This is a genomic window from Bacillus sp. SSR7 (assembly GCF_055902415.1).
Genome location: NZ_JBVVXV010000004.1, coordinates 213,918 through 231,601 on the forward strand (window position 1 = coordinate 213,918; position 17,684 = coordinate 231,601).

The window sequence follows — 17,684 nt, forward strand, 5'->3', positions numbered from 1 at the left end:
CAATTAAGTTACCCTCATTATACTGTTCGCATCATTTTTTTCCCAATGATTTGCTTATCTATGTGTGCGTACGCTTAACAGCTTGCACATACTTTCGAACAGTCGCTACAGATACATTATACACATCTCCGAGCTCCGACTGTGTCATCTTATTTCCTTGTTCACTGCGTACGATATATTCAACCGCAGCTGACCAGCCGTATACATTTGTAAAAACTGCCCCAGATGTATATAAACGTATGAACGTACAAAACCAAAATTGTAAACACTCTTCGATTAATTCATCATCTTTTTTCGTATAATTGTATAAAGCATCCGCGATTCGAGCGCACTGTTCAAATTGCTGTAAATCAACTGGAATACTCTTATGGCTATTCAGTAAAAAGAAATACTTTGCAAGTTGCGATACGATCGGAACACCATTCTTCGCCTGCGTTACATCAAAGAAGAATCCAACCTTCTCTGGCGTTGATAATTCATTCATTAAATATAAAGCTAGCATTTGTTCCTCTAGCGTCGCACTTTGCTGAAATGATTTTCGTAATTCTTCAAATAACACGTTTTGTCCTTCATCCGCTAAATTCAATGCATTCCACGGTTCTTTTCCCTTTTTATCAGGGTGCAATTCTACAACATGTTGCCACATTTTTTCAGCTACTTGCTGATCTTTTACCATATACGCAGAATATGCAAACCAATAATAAAAACTAACGTCTCCTTCGTATCCTTGACGCTTTAATAATTTGAACCATTTATATGCAGGCTCGAAATGACCAATTGTTGCAAGTGTCGTCCCAAGTTTCAAACGATGTTCAAACGAAATCGGATATACCGAAACTAACTGAGCAGCTAACGCCTCTACTTGTTTATGCTCTCCAATTGAATATAGAAAAATAAGCGTATTACAAAGCGCATGTATATTACCTGGATTTTTCTCTAAAATCATTTCCGTTAACTTCAGTGCCTTATCTACATTACCAGATTGAAAATGCGCAATGGCTAAATTATTATGCCCCGACCAAAATTCCGGATAATCTTTCGTAACAATTTCTAATGTAGCAATTGCTTCTTCCAATTGTCCGTTACGAATATAACGATTAGCTTCTTCCTGCATAACAATTAAATCATCTTCATCCTCAATCTCTTCCGCACCCATCGCTTCTTCTTCCATAATTTCAAGTAATTCTAATGTATCTTCTACGAATTCCTTCTCTTCTGCAACTTCTAAATAGCGATCCGCATACTTCTTCGCCTGCTGAAATAGCCCCATATACGCATAATTATTTGCAATAAAATAATAACACTGTTCAAGTTCTGGATTAGATCTAACAAGCTTAAAGAAGGTTTGATTTGACTCTTGATATTCACCAGCCTCAGATAATACTGTTGCTAATTGACATAAAATAAACGGCTCCTTCTCGCTTTGTGCCGCTCTTCGAAAATATTTAATTGCATCTTGCAATTTTTGTCCTTTGTAAGCCCTCATCCCTTTTTTATAAAAGAAGTCCGCTAATTGATTAAAAGAGATAACTTGTCCGTTCTCCTTATATATTCTTTGATTTTTCCCCATATATCCTCCAGTTTTTTGTTTTCTTCGTTCACACATTCTTCTATCTATAAGTATAAACGATTCCGTAAAAAACAAAACAGTATATTATACTCAATTATTTCCTTTTTATTCATTAAAAAAGAAGAGAAATGTTACATTTTTATCATCGACCTTCTCTAGCATCCATTTCTTCTTTTGTATAAATAACACGCATTGGATTTCCACCTACGAAAGCACCACTCGGTACATCTTTATGAACGAGTGTGCCAGCTGAAACAATTGCGCCATCTCCAATTTTCACACCTGGTAATATAGTCGTATTTGCTCCGATCATCACTTCGTTTCCAATGAAGATCTCTCCAAGTCGATATTCGCGAATTAAATATTCGTGCGCTAAAAGCGTCGTGTTATAGCCAATAATCGTATTTTCTCCCACAGTTATCTTTTCCGGGAACATAATGTCCGGCATTACCATAAGCGCAAACGATGTTTTCTTTCCTACTTTCATCCGCAAAAATGTGCGGTATAACCAATTCTTGACCGATAAAAAAGGTGTATAACGTGCAATTTGGATAATCATAAAGTTTTTCATTACCTTCCAAAAAGACACTGTTTTATACACATTCCATAATGAATTCTCTCCTGAAACAGGATAGCGCGTTGTCCGTCGCACTTCACTCGCTCCTCTACTTATCTTTACGAACGATTCATGTCGGACAAAATCGGCAATAAATCACTCATTTTATCTAGCATAAAGTCTGGCTTGTAAGCCTCTAAATACGCTCTACCTTTCAATGTCCATGAAACCGCAGCTGTTTTCGTACCCGCATTTTGTCCACCAACAATATCATGATGATTATCCCCAACCATCAATGCTTCTTCTGGTTTCGCATCTAATAACTGAAGCGCTTTTTGAAGTGGCTCTGGATGTGGTTTCACATGCTCTACATCATCAATTGTCACAACAACATCAAAAAACTCATCAAGCTTTGATAGCTTTAATCCCATCTCAACGGTTTGTCTCGCTTTCGTTGTAACAATACCAACCTTATAACCTTGTTTCTTCAACTCTTGAACTGTTTCATATACAGTTTCATATTCTTCTACTAATTCATCATGATGATCATGGTTAAATTGACGATAGCTTGTAATTAACTCTTCAACCTTACTTTCATCAATCTTGCTGAAAGTATCATGCAAAGATGGACCGATAAATGGCAATACATCTTCACGCTTATATTGATTTGGATAATATGTATTTAAAGTATGTAAAAAAGAAGAAATAATAAGTTCATTTGTATTAATTAACGTTCCATCTAAATCAAATAACACTGTATTTATTCTCATTGCCTTAGTCCTTTCTCTTTCCTGAATATGAAAGAAGCAGCATCTCATAATAAGATGCTACTTTTCTCTAATTTTCTAAATATCTTTTATCAGCTTGCCCCATTTTTCGTCTCACAATAATGAAAATAATAGAAATAACAACAATTCCAATTGACATTACTTGTGCGATACGAAGTGGCCCTAGCATTAAACTATCTGTACGTAAGCCTTCTACAAAGAAGCGCCCTACTGAATACCAAATTAAATATGTGAAGAATAATTCCCCGCGGCGTAAATTCACTTTTCGTAATGCAAGTAATAGAATTACCCCTGCAAAATTCCATAATGATTCATATAAAAACGTCGGGTGATAGTAAACACCATCAATATACATTTGATTAATAATAAAATCCGGTAAATGAAGGCCTTCTAAAAACTGTCTCGTTACTTCATCACCATGTGCCTCTTGGTTCATAAAGTTTCCCCATCGGCCAATTGCTTGTCCTAGTAAAATACTTGGTGCAGCAATATCCGCCAACTTCCAGAACGAAACTCCGCGGCGTTTCGCAAAAAGAATCCCTGTAATAACAGCCCCGATTAAGCCACCATGAATCGCCAAACCACCTTGACGAATATTAATAATTTGACTCGGGTTTTGCGCGTAATATTCCCATTCAAAAATAACATAGTACATTCTCGCAAATAGAATAGCGATCGGTACTGCAATTAATACAAGGTCAACAAATGTATCTTTTGGAATACCTAGCCTTTCTCCTTCGCGAGTTGCTAGCCAAAGACCTAATAGCACACCTGTACCGATAATAATCCCGTACCAATAAACAGGAAACGGCCCAAGTTGGATCGCTACGCGGTCAAGCTGTGGTACAGAACCTAACAGCATATGTATGACCTCCCTCTCCAGTGTTTACTCCTGATTTCCTAACTCAATCGCACTCATTAATCGTTCTGAGAACTGCTGTGCTGCATTGACTCCCATACGTTTTAAACGGAAGTTCATCGCTGCCACTTCAATAATAACAGCTAAGTTTCGACCAGGACGAACTGGAAGTGTAATCTTCGTAAGTTCTGTATCAATAATCTTCATCTTCTCTTCATCAAGACCTAAGCGATCATAATTTTTCTTTTGATCCCAAATTTCAAGGTTAATAACAAGTGTAATACGCTTATAATTTCGCACTGCCCCTGCACCGAATAACGTCATAACGTTAATGATACCTAAGCCACGAATTTCTAATAAATGCTCAATTAAATCTGGTGAGCTTCCTACTAATGTGTCTTCATCTTCTTGGCGAATTTCTACACTATCATCCGCAACAAGACGGTGACCACGCTTCACAAGTTCAAGAGCTGTCTCACTTTTACCAACACCACTTTGACCTGTAATTAAAACACCAACACCATAAATATCTACTAGTACACCATGAACAGCAGTTGTTGGCGCTAACTTACCTTCTAAATAATTTGTTAAACGACTTGATAATCTTGTTGTCGTTTGAGAAGAACGCAATAAAGGCATGCCTGATTCACGTGATGCTTGCAGTAACTCATCTGGTACATCTTGATTACGAGTTATAATAATACATGGCGTCTCTTCAGTACAAAGCGCTTTCATTCTCTCTTGTTTTTGCTCTGATGTTAACGTGTCAAAGAACGTAAGCTCCGTCTTTCCAAGAAGCTGTACGCGATCAGCTGGATAATATGTAAAAAATCCTGCCATTTCAATTCCAGGTCGTGATAAATCACTTGTATCAATCGGACGATGAATTCCTTCTTCACCACTTATTAACTCCAATTGAAATTGTTCAATTAAATCTTTTGTCCTTACTTTCGGCATATGTATAAACCTCCACTCCGCTGCGGGTTCAGTCTCATTTGATGTAAAATTCCATTCTACCGGATATTGTACCATTTTTTTCTGGAAACAAGAAATACGGTTTCTAATAAATAGAAAAAAACATTTCATACACATCATGAAATGTTTTTCTTTTTGTCATTTTCTCTTTTTTTCATATAAAGGTTCCACAATTGCCTTTTCAATAATCATATTAAAAATTGAAATACAAATTGCCGCAACGATCGCTACACCAAACCCTGATATATTAAATGCATCTCCTAATAATGAATCTGCTATTTTTAACGTAATCGCATTAATAACAATTAAGAAGAACCCGAAAGTTACAACCGTAATTGGTAGCGTAATTAAAATTAAAAACGGTTTTACAAACACATTTAAAACAGCCAAAATAATACTCGCAATAATTGCAGTTTGTATATTTGCTACGTAAAACGCATCTGGTGCAATCCCTTTTAAAAGTCCCGATACAGCGATTAACACAACGCTATTTACAAGAAGTGATACAATCCATCTCATTTTCTTACACATCCTTTTGACATATATATTTCATCATACGCTAATAGATAAGAAACGCAAGTATCCTATACACACTTATATCAACTTATTCTACTCTTCATGCTTGTATACCTACTAACACTTCTTTGCGAAATAAGGCCCACACCATCTATGCTCATGCGTTTTCACAAAAGTCCAAGTGAAATCTTTATCTACAATGTAAATATCGCCTTTATACATATCATCTGTTTCACGTAATATATCATCCATACTTAATAAACTTGCATCTTTTATTAGTAGTACATCATCACAGTGTTGATAGAAGATGTAGCACTCCTTTTTCACTTCATTATGAAACGCGTTTTCTGCTTCTTTACCCTTTAAGTATTTCTTTTTCTCTTTTCACATTGTGGTTCTATTAAAATAATTATCGTACTATTCCACCGCTATATTTCAATTCATACACCTTTTCATCACCTATGAGAATGATTTCTTTACCTTGAAAACAATCAAGAGTACCTTCATACTCATTCTTGAAAATATATGTACCTGATTTATAGTAATTTGGACCACGATAGATAGAATTCGTATCAACTGACCTTAATGCTTGGCGAAGGAAGTTATAAATTGGACCCATGATATCCCAATCTGAGTTTGAATTAGTGACACCACCTGAATAGACCATTGACCAAATGGGACGATTCTCAAACTCTACAGTTTCTTGTCCAATAAAAAAAGCTGAACCAAAATAAATATCTCGATAAAAATAATCACCGCTACTGTACTCAAGTTGTTTCGATCCGTTTAATAACGCCTGAACTGATGCGTCATCTCCCTGAGATGCATATGTCTTTCTTTTCGCTTCTACAATAAATTGGGCAAGTGATTTATGATTAATTGACATAATCCCCCTCCATTACAATTCAATTTTGATAACTTATAAATTTCTTAAAACATCTAAAAACTCCATCTTCTCCCCCTATATAATAAAAACCGAGCGTCATTTCAACTCGGTTTTTATTACTAAACTTATTGTGATAACTCTACTTCTTTTATTCTCTCTTTCATTCTTGCTTTATCACGATTTAAAATCTCTTTTAAATACTTACCTGTATACGAGCGCTCTTCTTTCACTACTTGCTCTGGCGTTCCAGAAGCAACGATTTGTCCACCTTTGTCTCCGCCCTCTGGTCCAAGGTCAACGATATAATCAGCTGTTTTAATTACATCTAAATTATGTTCAATTACCAGTACCGTCTCACCGCTCTCAACAAGACGCTGCAATACCTCTAGAAGACGTGCAATATCATGCGCATGTAAACCAGTCGTTGGCTCGTCTAAAATGTATAGTGTACGTCCTGTAGAACGACGGTGTAATTCAGAAGCTAATTTCACACGCTGTGCTTCACCACCAGATAACGTCGTAGCTGGTTGCCCTAATTTCATATAACCAAGACCAACGTCTACAAGCGTTTGAAGTTTACGCTTAATTTTTGGGATATTAGCAAAGAACTCTACTCCATCTTCAATTGTCATCCCTAACACTTCAGAAATGTTTTTATCTTTATATTTCACTTCTAACGTTTCACGATTATAACGTTTACCATGACAAACTTCACAAGGCACGTATACGTCTGGTAAGAAGTGCATTTCAATTTTAATAATTCCATCACCACGGCACGCTTCACAACGTCCGCCTTTCACATTAAAGCTGAAACGCCCTTTTTGATATCCGCGCACTTTCGCTTCATTCGTTTGGGCAAACACATCACGAATATCATCAAACACACCTGTATAAGTCGCTGGGTTAGAACGTGGTGTACGTCCAATTGGCGATTGATCAATATCGATTACTTTATCTAAATGCTCAAGACCTTTAATCTCTTTATGAGTACCTGGCTTCGCTTTCGCTTTATATAACTTTTGCGCTAACGATTTATATAATACTTCATTAATCATCGTACTTTTACCAGAACCAGATACACCCGTTACCGCTACAAACGTACCAAGCGGGAATGACATTTTCGCGTTCTTTAAATTATTCTCTTTTGCACCGACAATTTCCACTTTTCGTCCGTCACCTTTACGTCTTTCAAGTGGAACTGGAATAAACTCTTTACCGCTTAAATACTTCCCTGTTAGCGAATTCTCATCTTGCATCACTTCGGCTGGTGTACCTGCTGATACGACTTGTCCACCGTGAATACCTGCGCCAGGCCCGATATCAAGTAAATAATCAGCTGCCATCATCGTATCTTCATCATGCTCAACAACAATTAACGTATTACCTAAATCACGCATTTCTTGCAATGTACGAATAAGACGGTCGTTATCGCGCTGATGCAAACCGATAGAAGGCTCATCAAGAATGTAAAGTACACCAGTAAGACGAGAACCAATTTGCGTTGCTAAACGAATACGTTGCGCCTCACCACCCGATAAAGTTCCTGCGGCACGACTTAACGTTAAATAATCTAAACCAACGTTCACTAAGAACCCAACGCGCTCCTGAATCTCTCTTAAAATTAAATGAGCAATTTTTTGTTGTTTCTCTGTTAGCTCCACATTTGAGAAGAACTCCTGTACTTCTTGAACAGAATATTTCGTTACATCAGCAATCGTTTTATCACCAACAAAAACAGCCAAACTCTCAGGTTTTAAACGTCCACCTTTACACTTCGGACAAGCTTGTTCTGCCATATATTTTTCCATTTGCTCACGAATGTAATCGGAACTCGTTTCACGATAACGACGTTCAATATTTGGAATAACACCTTCAAATAAAATCTCATTTTCCTTTACTTGACCAAATTCATTTACATAACGGAAATAAACTTTCTCTTCTCCGCTTCCGTACAACACTTTATCAAATAAATCTTTCGGTATATTTTTCACAGGCACATCCATATCAACGCCGTAATGATTACATACAGATTGTAAAAGCTGTGGGTAATATTGTGAGCTTGTCGGCTCCCAAGGCGCAATCGCATGTTCATTTAATGATAAATCCCAGTTCGGAATAACAAGTTCTAAATCTACCTCTAGCTTTGAGCCAAGTCCATCACAAGAAGGACATGCACCGAACGGACTATTGAATGAGAACATACGCGGTTCTAATTCTCCAATTGAAAAACCACAATGTGGACAAGCATGATGTTCACTAAATAACAGTTCCTCTTCTCCCATTACATCGATTAACACGCGGCCCCCGCCAAGCTTTAATGCACTTTCAAGTGAATCAGCAAGACGGCTTGCGATTCCTTCTTTTACAACAATACGGTCAATTACAACTTCAATGGAATGCTTCTTATTTTTATCTAACGCAATATCTTCAGACACATCAAGCATTTCACCATCAACACGTACACGAACATACCCTTGCTTCTTAATATCTTCAAGTACTTTCACATGTGCACCTTTACGTCCAGAAACGATAGGAGCTAAAACTTGTAATTTCGTACGTTCAGGATATTCAAGTACACGGTCTACCATCTGCTCTACTGTTTGTGACGTAATTTCAATGCCATGATTCGGACAAATCGGTGTACCAATTCGCGCAAATAATAGACGTAGATAATCATAAATCTCCGTTACCGTTCCGACAGTTGAACGCGGATTACGACTTGTCGTTTTTTGATCGATTGAAATCGCTGGTGACAATCCTTCAATTGTATCTACATCCGGCTTATCCATTTGTCCTAAAAACTGACGCGCATACGCAGATAACGATTCTACGTATCTGCGCTGCCCTTCTGCATAAATCGTATCAAATGCTAATGATGATTTCCCCGAACCAGACAATCCTGTTACAACGACAAGCTGATTTCTCGGAATGGTTACATCAATATTTTTTAAGTTATGTGCTCTAGCACCTTTTACAACAATAAAATCCTTGCTCTTACTCACTCTTTTCACCCTTCCGCTTTTAATTCTAATAGTAAATCTCTTAATTCAGCTGCACGCTCGAAGTCTAACGCTTTTGCTGCTTCTTTCATTTCTGCTTCCATCTTCGCAATTGTCTTTTCACGCTCTTTTTTCGTCATCTTCTTAGCTGGCGTTGCCTCATATGTTTCCGGCTCTTCAGCAGCTGTCGTTGCACGGATTACATCACGCACACCTTTTTGAATCGTTTTCGGCGTAATACCATGCTCTTCATTGTAAGCCTCTTGTATACTACGACGACGCTGTGTTTCTTCAATCGCAATTCCCATCGATCTCGTTATACGATCTGCGTACATAATAACGCGGCCGTTTTCATTACGTGCTGCACGACCGATTGTTTGAATTAATGAACGTTCTGAACGCAAGAACCCTTCCTTATCAGCATCTAAAATAGCTACAAGGGATACTTCTGGAATATCTAATCCTTCTCGCAATAAGTTAATACCGACAAGAACATCAAACTTACCAAGGCGAAGATCTCGTATAATTTCAATACGTTCTAACGTTTTCACTTCAGAATGCAGGTAATTCACCTTAATTCCTACATCTTTTAAGTAGTCTGTTAAATCCTCTGACATCTTCTTTGTTAAAGTTGTAATTAATACACGTTCATTTTTTGCAATGCGATCTTGAATCTCTCCTAATAAATCGTCAATCTGCCCTTCAATTGGTCGTATATCAATTGGCGGATCTAAAAGCCCTGTTGGACGAATAATTTGTTCTATTACTTCTGGCGACTGCTCTAATTCATACGGTCCTGGCGTTGCTGACACGTAAATAACTTGATTCGTTTTCTCTTCAAACTCATCAAATGTGAGCGGTCTATTATCTAAAGCTGATGGCAGACGGAATCCATGATCCACAAGCACTTGCTTACGCGCTTGGTCCCCGTTATACATCGCTCTTACTTGCGGCACTGATACATGCGACTCATCCATAACGATTAAGAAATCTTTCGGGAAATAGTCTAATAACGTATACGGCGTTGCTCCCGCTGGACGAAGTGTTAAATGACGGGAATAGTTTTCAATACCTGAACAAAAGCCCATCTCGCGCATCATTTCTAAATCATAACGTGTACGCTGTTCTATACGCTGCGCTTCTAACAACTTGCCGTTATCATTTAATTCCTTTAAACGCTCTTCTAATTCTTTTTCGATATTTTCAATAGCGACCTTCATTTTTTCTTCACGTGTAACGAAGTGAGATGCTGGGAAAATTGCTACATGATCACGCTCTGCTAATACTTCCCCTGTTAACGCATTTACTTCGCGAATACGGTCAATTTCATCACCAAAAAACTCAATTCGAATACAATGCTCGTCAAGTGATGCCGGGAAGATTTCAACTACATCTCCGCGCACACGGAATGTACCACGCTTGAAATCAATATCATTACGTCCATACTGCACATCAACAAGTTCACGAAGCAATTGATTGCGATCCTTTTCCATACCAACTCGAAGTGAAACAACTAACTCGCGGTATTCTTCTGGAGAACCTAAACCATATATACACGAAACACTCGCAACAATAATTACATCATCCCGTTCAAATAATGCAGACGTTGCCGAGTGACGCAATTTATCAATTTCATCATTAATCTGTGCGTCTTTTTCAATAAACGTATCTGTTTGCGGCACATACGCTTCTGGTTGATAATAATCGTAATAACTAACAAAATATTCAACCGCATTATTTGGGAAAAAGTCTTTCAACTCACTATATAACTGTCCTGCTAACGTTTTATTATGAGCCATGACAAGTGTTGGCTTTTGCACTTCTTTAATGACATTTGAAATCGTAAATGTCTTACCCGTTCCTGTCGCCCCAAGCAACACTTGCTTTTTCTTTCCACTATTAATTCCCTTTACAAGCTTCTCTATAGCTACCGGCTGATCACCTTGCGGGGAATACGCTGAGACAATTTCAAATTGACGTTCCAAGAAAATCCGACCTCCTCATAAAAATCTGTATTATTATTTTACCACGAATGCCTATAAAAAACCTAAAAAAACGAACAGATATTCGGTAAAGTTTTCGACAATATATATAGAAAAAGGAAGAAGAGTACACCTCCTTCCTTATCAAATCTTCTTCCGCATGAACAAACAGTAAGCACCACACTGATTAAGGTTCCACTTCATTTAAAATCAGCTCTTTTTCCTACTGTCATCCTCTCCTATATAAACTATTGGCATACTAAAAAAGCTACTTTCCCCTAAGAAAGTAGCTTCTTGTTCCCTTTCCCCTTCTTCGGAAAAAGAACATATGAAAATGAAATAGCTGCATCCACTAAAAGTATAATCGCCCAAACTTGGCTAACCCGACTCGCTGCTTTATTTAAAACAATTCCCGTTTCTAACCAATTACGCCATTGTTCAACCGGGGCAAGACCGTACAGAAAGAAAAAGAAAATATGCACAATAACAAACAAACTAAGGTGCAATACCCAATTTTTTATTTCCTGCTTCGCATAAGCCATACCTGTTAATTCTACCTGTTCTTCTATAATAGGCGCCGGTTCATTCCGCCATTTCGCAACTAATTTTTGCGCAAATATATCAAGCTTCTTCAAATCCTTTTTCCCGTAGAAAACTGCATACAATAAAATGATTACAGTAATGATTTGAAAGTTAGAAAACTTTCCTGTTTGATAGTAATCCACTACTGCTAAAGTTAAAATAAATACTTCATTTACGAGTAGTACAATCCCCATAATAAAACTTGCCTTTTTCAAACGGAATCCGTAACGGAATAAAAAGAAACCGATAGCCGATAACCAAAATACAATCTCTGCCCCAATTAAAAAATACCAACGATATTCTGCGAGCATACTCATTTATCCCTCTCCTTTTCATCATAAATACGACAAGCTTCATCCATATATAGTAAAAGTTCTTCTTCGATTGGATACATGCTCATTTTCTGTGAAGCTTCTTTCGATTTTCTAACTTCCCATAACTTATCTAAAAATGCTTCGTCACCATTAGCCATCTCTAAACACTTCTGCATTAATTTCTTCGTTGCTTCTTGTACCTCATCACTAGCGGCTTCTTTACCTTCTTTCATAAAAGTACGTAATTGCTTTAATAAATCTACCCATTCTAAAACATTCGGATCTTCTTCACTCATATTTGGCAAATTCTGAAGCAATTTTTGTTCTTCCTTTGAAAACACTTCATTTTGGAATATTTCACGTATACGAGGAGACTGTTTCGAAAGCTGAATTAATTCAAACATAACTTTCCAATCGAGCTCTCCCTCTACATCTACTGAATAAACAACCGCTTGTAGAACACGCTCCATTCGATTAAATTTCTTTTGTTCTTCCTGTACAAATCGAAGTTGTTTTTCAAGCGAATCCTTTAAGTTAAGCTCACCTTTTACTAACATATTCGCAGACTCTTTTAGTGAAAATCCCATTTCCTTTAAAAATAAAATTTGTTGGAGACGTATTACGTCAGCTTCACTATATAAACGATGGCCCCCTTCTGTTTTCCCGCTCGGCTTTAATAAATCTATTTGATCATAATAACGTAATGTACGTACTGTTACCCCTGTTTCTTTCGTCAATTGTTGTATTGAAATCACTACCATCACCTCTTCCCCTTCATTATAAAAGATGACGTTACGTCACTTTCAAGCCTTTTGTAAAAAAAATACAAAAAGCTGTTTATACTCTTTGTATAAACAGCTTTTACGGAAATAACCCCTTGTGTACAGCACGACCACAACATAAAATAAGCGCGCCAACAACAACGCTCGTTGCGGTTTTATGATAATGAGCTAATAGTAATAAATAATACGATAAACCTACAGTACCAATCATAATACAAATGCTTGGCACTGGATTACGAGAAAAATTTTGCATTCCCCAAAGAAGCGCAAATATAACTGTAGCGACACATAATACCGGTAATCCCATCCCAGTTCCCCTTTTTCTATCTATTCCTTGTTGCAAAAATACTCATCGATGCCATACTTATACACGATCAGCCTCTTTACTATTTCTATATCTCCATTTTGGCCAATAGTTCACAAAGAAATAAACAAACTGCCCTAGTACAAATAACACAAACGGCATACCAGCACTTCCGTCAACAATTAAATTATATAAACTCCATATTGCTAAACTAATCGTGAAAAATAACCCTACATATTTAAACGCTTTATCCGACTGAAATCTCTCAAACTCATCTTGCATTTTTCATTCCTCCTATCACTATGCTCGTTTGCCTACCATAACTCCTATGATGAGACTACCTGCAAATAAGGAACTACAGATCATAAGTATTTCTTGCACTGGTATAACAGCTCTACCTATTGCTTTACTCGCAACAATATAAACAATAAGTAATAGAAACACGAATACAAATGAGACATTCACATACCTTTTTATGTTTTCATTTACTCGCTCATCTATATCCGGAAGTTCTTCTTTTCTGTACTTACGCTTTTTGTAATACGCATACACTAACAAAAATACAATCGCTAAAACGTTACTCACTACGAGTGTTAAAATTGGTATAGCCGGATTCATAATATGAACTAAAATGTCTCCTAAAAACAATCCAAAAGTCGCACCGATCAATAACTTTTTAGTATCGTTCATTTTCTCTCCCCTTACTCTAGCGTAAATATTTCCTCCACCTTCACTCCAAAATATTTGGCGATTTTTAAGGATAACTCTAGACTCGGGTTGTAATGATGGTTTTCAATCGCTACGATTGTCTGCCGCGTCACCTGCATCGCCTTTGCCATTTCAACTTGCGTTATATGATGTTGCTTTCTTAATTCTTTAATTTTATTTTTTACACCCATAGGCTCCACCTTCAAAAGTAAAGATATCTTTACTTAAATTATAAATATTTTCCAGTTATAAGTAAAGATATCTTTACATAAAAAGGTTGATTTTTCATTACATAGAAATATACATTTAAGCAACTTATATCGGAGGAAATCATTATGTTTAAAAGCGCTACTATACAACAGCTGCTACAAGTATTCCGTATACAAGAATCATTTCACTATGAAGTAATACGCTTTTCTAAAGATAAAGACATACTCATCTCATGTTCCACACCTAACCTCAAACTATTAATTCGATTTTACAAAGACCCTTTCACAACACTAGACGGTCTTCAAACACAAGGAGAGCTTTGCCAAGCTTTTATTGAAAATGACATTCCTGTACCCCGCCGGCTCCAAACGAATGATGGACGATACTACTTACCTGCCCACTCATTTGAAATTCCGTTTCCTATCACAATAGAAGAATGGATGCCGGGAAGAGAATTGAGAGACGAAGAAATAAATAAATCGTTACTGCATACCTTGGGACTTTTACTTGGGAAAACACACGTTATTTCTGAAAAACATCATATTCATTTTGAGCACGGCACTTACTGGGGAATGTTTGGAGGGAATACTTCCGATAAACCTGGTATATATGATGATATAGAATTAGAAGCCAATCTTTTAAAAGAGAGTTTAAAGACTACTGAAATTAACCAAGTATTGGTGGATAAAGTGTTTACACTTTTTTATAAGAAACGTGAGGAATTACGAAAGGTATGGAATGACCTACCTAAAGGGGCTGTACAAGGTGACCTCTCCCCAAATAATATTTTATTGAACGATAATAGTACATTTGAATCACTGATTGATTTCAACATTGCTGGAGATGAAGTTTTTATTAATCACCTCGTCGGAGAAGGGATTTTTTTAGCTTACGAACTTATGGGCGATGATAAGGAAGATTGTTTTCAAGAATTTTTATCTGCTTATATGAAAATACGCCCTCTCTCTACTCTAGAAAGAAAAACCTTGCCCCTCATCATCCAAATTGTACGTCCATTTCGCTTTAGACGAACTCAAAAAATAATCCAGCTTATAAATGAAGGACAATTTACTGATGTGGAAAAAGAATTATCTATTATGCTGGATTTACTACAATACAAAAAAGAAGGAGATATCTAAAAGGATACCTCCTTCTTTACTACTACATAAACCCTAACACATATACAAGAACATATCCAAGCACCGATAAGCAAACCGAGCCAATTAGCCCTGCCACGAATGCTTTGCTTCCTAACTTACGGAACGTTTTAAACTCTACATTTAAACCAAGCCCCGCCATCGCCATTGCGATAAGCATATAAGCAAGAACAACAATATATCCCGCAACAACTTCTGGAATAATCCCGAGCGAATGCACCGCACTCATCGCTAAAAATCCGAAAATGAACCACGGAATTGGAAGGTCGCGCCATGATCTTTTTTCCTTGCTTCCCTCACTCTTACCAAACCATAACCCAATTAAAATTGCTACTGGTACAAGCATTGCAACGCGCGTTAGTTTCACGATAACTGCGATGTCTACAGCCGTGCTTCCTCCTGGCGCCGCAGCTGCGATGACATGAGCGATTTCGTGAAGCGTCGCACCTGAGAATACACCGTAACCGTACGGAGATAAACCAAGCACTGGATATAATAACGTATAAATAAGCGTAAATATCGTACCTAAAATTGCGATAATAGCTGCTCCAACTGCTGTTTCGTCATCTTTCGCTTTCACTTGCGGCGCAATTGCCACGACCGCTGCCGCGCCGCAAATTGCTGTTCCACATGCTGTTAAAATCCCAAGTTTCTTTTCTACCTTAAATACTTTCGTTAGTCCATATACAACGAAAATCGTAAATGTAATAACAACCGCCGCGATGACCAATACTTTCGGTCCCGCCTTCGCAATATCAACAAGATTTAATCGCATTCCAAGTAAGATGATCCCGAAGCGAAGTAATTTCTTACTCGCGAAATTCGTCCCTGCAATCGCATCATGAGGAACTCCAATTGCCGCACGCCAAAACATCCCAATTAGAATAGCAATTACTAATTGTCCCATAATATTTAAAAATGGAAGCTCTGCTAAATATTTCGCGGCAATTGCGATTAATAATGTAATCCCAATTCCTTGCGAAAATCCAAAGCCCTTCTTCTTTTGTATAACAAGTGTTTGTTCCACCTTGTACCACCCCAATAATCGTATTGGAACATGCATGTTCTTTCTACTTACATTATAAGAGAGTTTCTATAATAAGTTTAATACCAATACCAAATCTCTATCATCAGAAATACTTATGATAAGATGATAGAAAAAGAAAGGAGCCCACTATATGAACGTAGACATTTTAAAAATTTTTGTTACTGTCGTTGAACAGAAACATTTCTCCCGTGCAGCAGAATTATTAAACCTTTCACAGCCTGGAGTAAGTATGCATATACGCAATTTAGAAAACGAATTTGGCACTACACTTATTCAACGCTCTCCGAAACATGTCCAAGTTACGGAAGCTGGAAATATTCTATACATACATGCAAAGCAAATGCTCTCTCTTTACGAAGATGCTAAGCAAGAAATTAACGAACTACATAACGTTGTAACAGGAACACTTCGCATCGGTGCTAGTTTTACAATTGGCGAATACTTACTTCCAAAAATACTGGCTAACTATGCGAATGAAAATCCACGCGTTGAAGTTCATACCTTTATCTCGAATACAGAAGACGTTTTGCAAAGCCTTCGCTCTAATCAAATTGATATCGGCTTAGTAGAAGGTCAAGTTATATACGCCGACGTTGACGTTGAAACGTTTATGCAAGATGAAATGAAGCTCGTCGTTCCGCCAAATCATCCACTGCTCCGCACAAATGAAATAAATGAAAGGACACTCCAAGACCAAGTATGGGTATTAAGAGAAAGTGGTTCTGGAACACGTGCTTATAGCGATCGCTTTATTCATCAACACCATTTAAAAATGAAACGATTCTTTACATTTAGTAGTATTCAAAGCGTGAAGGAAGCCGTCGCAGCCGGGCTTGGCATTGCTATGCTTTCTGATTGGACTGTACGGAAAGAGCTACTAGCAAAAGAACTATTCCACGTCGAAGTTCCAAATGAACAACTTATTCGTCCATTCTCCATTGTGCGTGGCAAATATTTCATCCCATCTAAAGCTATTCAAGTGTTTTTAAATCATGTAGATTCTTTTGCGAAAAAACAGAGTTGACCTTCACATTAGTGTGAAGGTTTACAATACATGTAAAAGGAGTGAAACGCATTGCGAATTGGAGAGTTATCAAAAGAAACTGGCGTTAGCGAAAGATCACTAAGACATTACGAAGAAAAGGGATTACTCCCTTCGAAACGCCTCGCAAATGGCTACCGTGATTTTGATGAAAGTGCCATCGAAAAAGTGGAGCTTATCCAAATGTACTTACAAATTGGATTAAATTTAGAAGAGACGGCAAGGATGCTGCGCTGCCTTGAAATTGAACCGCACTTGTACGACAATCCGTGCAGCAGCATCCTTACGCTTTATGAAGATAAACTTAATGAAGTAACAAAGCAAATCTCATTGCTATCCAATATTCAAACGAATTTGCAAAAACACGTTTCACTCCTAAAACAAACAAAAGAAAAGGAATGATGAC

At 37.4% G+C, this 17,684-nt stretch carries 19 protein-coding genes and 1 pseudogene; 3 read left to right on the top strand and 17 right to left on the bottom strand.

Annotated features, from left to right (window positions below; genetic code table 11):
* Positions 1-58: 58 nt before the first annotated feature.
* The 16 genes and pseudogenes from AC0NJG_RS10670 to AC0NJG_RS10745 all read right to left on the bottom strand — a co-directional run bounded on the left by AC0NJG_RS10670 (position 59) and on the right by AC0NJG_RS10745 (position 14,012).
* Positions 59-1,570: a tetratricopeptide repeat protein gene (locus AC0NJG_RS10670; protein WP_308900780.1), complete on the bottom strand. Its 1,512-nt coding sequence runs from the start codon at positions 1,568-1,570 to the stop codon at positions 59-61.
* A 142-nt stretch (positions 1,571-1,712) separates the two neighbouring features.
* Complete coding sequence (locus AC0NJG_RS10675) at positions 1,713-2,222, bottom strand: acyltransferase (protein ID WP_087955088.1); 510 nt, start codon at positions 2,220-2,222, stop codon at positions 1,713-1,715.
* A gap of 23 nt (positions 2,223-2,245) precedes the next feature.
* Entirely contained in the window at positions 2,246-2,896 is a 651-nt protein-coding gene (gene ppaX / locus AC0NJG_RS10680; RefSeq protein ID WP_088325759.1) for a pyrophosphatase PpaX, read from the bottom strand.
* 67 nt (positions 2,897-2,963) lie between these two features.
* The gene (lgt, locus tag AC0NJG_RS10685) at positions 2,964-3,776 is read right to left on the bottom strand and encodes a prolipoprotein diacylglyceryl transferase (protein WP_087955090.1); all 813 of its coding nucleotides are present in this window, start codon (positions 3,774-3,776) and stop codon (positions 2,964-2,966) included.
* 24 nt (positions 3,777-3,800) lie between these two features.
* A complete protein-coding gene (hprK, locus tag AC0NJG_RS10690) occupies positions 3,801-4,730 on the bottom strand; it encodes an HPr(Ser) kinase/phosphatase (RefSeq protein ID WP_029440973.1) in 930 nt (309 codons plus the stop codon).
* Between the two features lie 156 nt (positions 4,731-4,886).
* Positions 4,887-5,267: a phage holin family protein gene (locus tag AC0NJG_RS10695; RefSeq protein WP_001267308.1), complete on the bottom strand. Its 381-nt coding sequence runs from the start codon at positions 5,265-5,267 to the stop codon at positions 4,887-4,889.
* A gap of 114 nt (positions 5,268-5,381) precedes the next feature.
* A pseudogene (locus tag AC0NJG_RS10700) lies at positions 5,382-5,645 on the bottom strand (DUF4275 family protein); the annotation flags it as partial.
* 28 nt (positions 5,646-5,673) lie between these two features.
* The gene (locus AC0NJG_RS10705; protein ID WP_087955091.1) at positions 5,674-6,150 is read right to left on the bottom strand and encodes a DUF5680 domain-containing protein; all 477 of its coding nucleotides are present in this window, start codon (positions 6,148-6,150) and stop codon (positions 5,674-5,676) included.
* A 125-nt stretch (positions 6,151-6,275) separates the two neighbouring features.
* A complete protein-coding gene (gene uvrA / locus AC0NJG_RS10710; RefSeq protein WP_087955092.1) occupies positions 6,276-9,152 on the bottom strand; it encodes an excinuclease ABC subunit UvrA in 2,877 nt (958 codons plus the stop codon).
* 5 nt (positions 9,153-9,157) lie between these two features.
* Positions 9,158-11,134 (bottom strand): excinuclease ABC subunit B, encoded by a 1,977-nt coding sequence (gene uvrB, locus AC0NJG_RS10715; RefSeq protein ID WP_087955093.1) that lies wholly within the window; start codon positions 11,132-11,134, stop codon positions 9,158-9,160.
* Positions 11,135-11,409: 275 nt separating this feature from the next.
* Complete coding sequence (locus tag AC0NJG_RS10720) at positions 11,410-12,030, bottom strand: hypothetical protein (protein ID WP_474063030.1); 621 nt, start codon at positions 12,028-12,030, stop codon at positions 11,410-11,412.
* A complete protein-coding gene (locus tag AC0NJG_RS10725; RefSeq protein ID WP_048553078.1) occupies positions 12,027-12,788 on the bottom strand; it encodes a MerR family transcriptional regulator in 762 nt (253 codons plus the stop codon). Before AC0NJG_RS10725 ends, AC0NJG_RS10720 begins: the two co-directional genes overlap by 4 nt.
* 100 nt (positions 12,789-12,888) lie before the next feature.
* Positions 12,889-13,116 (bottom strand): hypothetical protein, encoded by a 228-nt coding sequence (locus AC0NJG_RS10730; protein WP_048553074.1) that lies wholly within the window; start codon positions 13,114-13,116, stop codon positions 12,889-12,891.
* 57 nt (positions 13,117-13,173) lie between these two features.
* Positions 13,174-13,395, bottom strand: coding sequence for a hypothetical protein (locus tag AC0NJG_RS10735; protein WP_048553072.1), 222 nt, complete (start codon positions 13,393-13,395; stop codon positions 13,174-13,176).
* Positions 13,396-13,413: 18 nt separating this feature from the next.
* Positions 13,414-13,803 carry a hypothetical protein gene (locus AC0NJG_RS10740; RefSeq protein WP_143881667.1) on the bottom strand — a complete coding sequence of 130 codons (390 nt, stop codon included), beginning with the start codon at positions 13,801-13,803 and terminating at the stop codon, positions 13,414-13,416.
* An 11-nt stretch (positions 13,804-13,814) separates the two neighbouring features.
* Positions 13,815-14,012 (bottom strand): helix-turn-helix transcriptional regulator, encoded by a 198-nt coding sequence (locus AC0NJG_RS10745; protein ID WP_000538359.1) that lies wholly within the window; start codon positions 14,010-14,012, stop codon positions 13,815-13,817.
* A gap of 144 nt (positions 14,013-14,156) precedes the next feature.
* Between AC0NJG_RS10745 and AC0NJG_RS10750 the strand changes: the two genes are divergently transcribed.
* Positions 14,157-15,170 carry a phosphotransferase gene (locus tag AC0NJG_RS10750; protein WP_143881668.1) on the top strand — a complete coding sequence of 338 codons (1,014 nt, stop codon included), beginning with the start codon at positions 14,157-14,159 and terminating at the stop codon, positions 15,168-15,170.
* A gap of 22 nt (positions 15,171-15,192) precedes the next feature.
* On the opposite strand, the gene AC0NJG_RS10755 is transcribed toward AC0NJG_RS10750, so the two are convergent.
* Positions 15,193-16,215 carry a YeiH family protein gene (locus tag AC0NJG_RS10755; protein WP_474063031.1) on the bottom strand — a complete coding sequence of 341 codons (1,023 nt, stop codon included), beginning with the start codon at positions 16,213-16,215 and terminating at the stop codon, positions 15,193-15,195.
* A 151-nt stretch (positions 16,216-16,366) separates the two neighbouring features.
* Between AC0NJG_RS10755 and AC0NJG_RS10760 the strand changes: the two genes are divergently transcribed.
* Complete coding sequence (locus tag AC0NJG_RS10760) at positions 16,367-17,260, top strand: LysR family transcriptional regulator (protein ID WP_087955098.1); 894 nt, start codon at positions 16,367-16,369, stop codon at positions 17,258-17,260.
* Between the two features lie 51 nt (positions 17,261-17,311).
* Positions 17,312-17,680, top strand: a complete 369-nt coding sequence (locus AC0NJG_RS10765) for a MerR family transcriptional regulator (RefSeq protein ID WP_049112550.1) — start codon at positions 17,312-17,314, stop codon at positions 17,678-17,680.
* The last annotated feature ends 4 nt before the right edge of the window (positions 17,681-17,684 follow it).

Bases quoted from the DNA above. Each gene is read 5' to 3' on its own strand.
- AC0NJG_RS10670 (WP_308900780.1), bottom strand. From the start codon at position 1,570: ATGGGGAAAAATCAAAGAATATATAAGGAGAACGGACAAGTTATCTCT.
- ppaX (WP_088325759.1), bottom strand. From the start codon at position 2,896: ATGAGAATAAATACAGTGTTATTTGATTTAGATGGAACGTTAATTAAT.
- lgt (WP_087955090.1), bottom strand. From the start codon at position 3,776: ATGCTGTTAGGTTCTGTACCACAGCTTGACCGCGTAGCGATCCAACTT.
- hprK (WP_029440973.1), bottom strand. From the start codon at position 4,730: ATGCCGAAAGTAAGGACAAAAGATTTAATTGAACAATTTCAATTGGAG.
- AC0NJG_RS10695 (WP_001267308.1), bottom strand. From the start codon at position 5,267: ATGAGATGGATTGTATCACTTCTTGTAAATAGCGTTGTGTTAATCGCT.
- AC0NJG_RS10705 (WP_087955091.1), bottom strand. From the start codon at position 6,150: ATGTCAATTAATCATAAATCACTTGCCCAATTTATTGTAGAAGCGAAA.
- AC0NJG_RS10720 (WP_474063030.1), bottom strand. From the start codon at position 12,030: ATGAGTATGCTCGCAGAATATCGTTGGTATTTTTTAATTGGGGCAGAG.
- AC0NJG_RS10725 (WP_048553078.1), bottom strand. From the start codon at position 12,788: ATGGTAGTGATTTCAATACAACAATTGACGAAAGAAACAGGGGTAACA.
- AC0NJG_RS10730 (WP_048553074.1), bottom strand. From the start codon at position 13,116: ATGGGATTACCGGTATTATGTGTCGCTACAGTTATATTTGCGCTTCTT.
- AC0NJG_RS10735 (WP_048553072.1), bottom strand. From the start codon at position 13,395: ATGCAAGATGAGTTTGAGAGATTTCAGTCGGATAAAGCGTTTAAATAT.
- AC0NJG_RS10740 (WP_143881667.1), bottom strand. From the start codon at position 13,803: ATGAACGATACTAAAAAGTTATTGATCGGTGCGACTTTTGGATTGTTT.
- AC0NJG_RS10745 (WP_000538359.1), bottom strand. From the start codon at position 14,012: ATGGGTGTAAAAAATAAAATTAAAGAATTAAGAAAGCAACATCATATA.
- AC0NJG_RS10750 (WP_143881668.1), top strand. From the start codon at position 14,157: ATGTTTAAAAGCGCTACTATACAACAGCTGCTACAAGTATTCCGTATA.
- AC0NJG_RS10760 (WP_087955098.1), top strand. From the start codon at position 16,367: ATGAACGTAGACATTTTAAAAATTTTTGTTACTGTCGTTGAACAGAAA.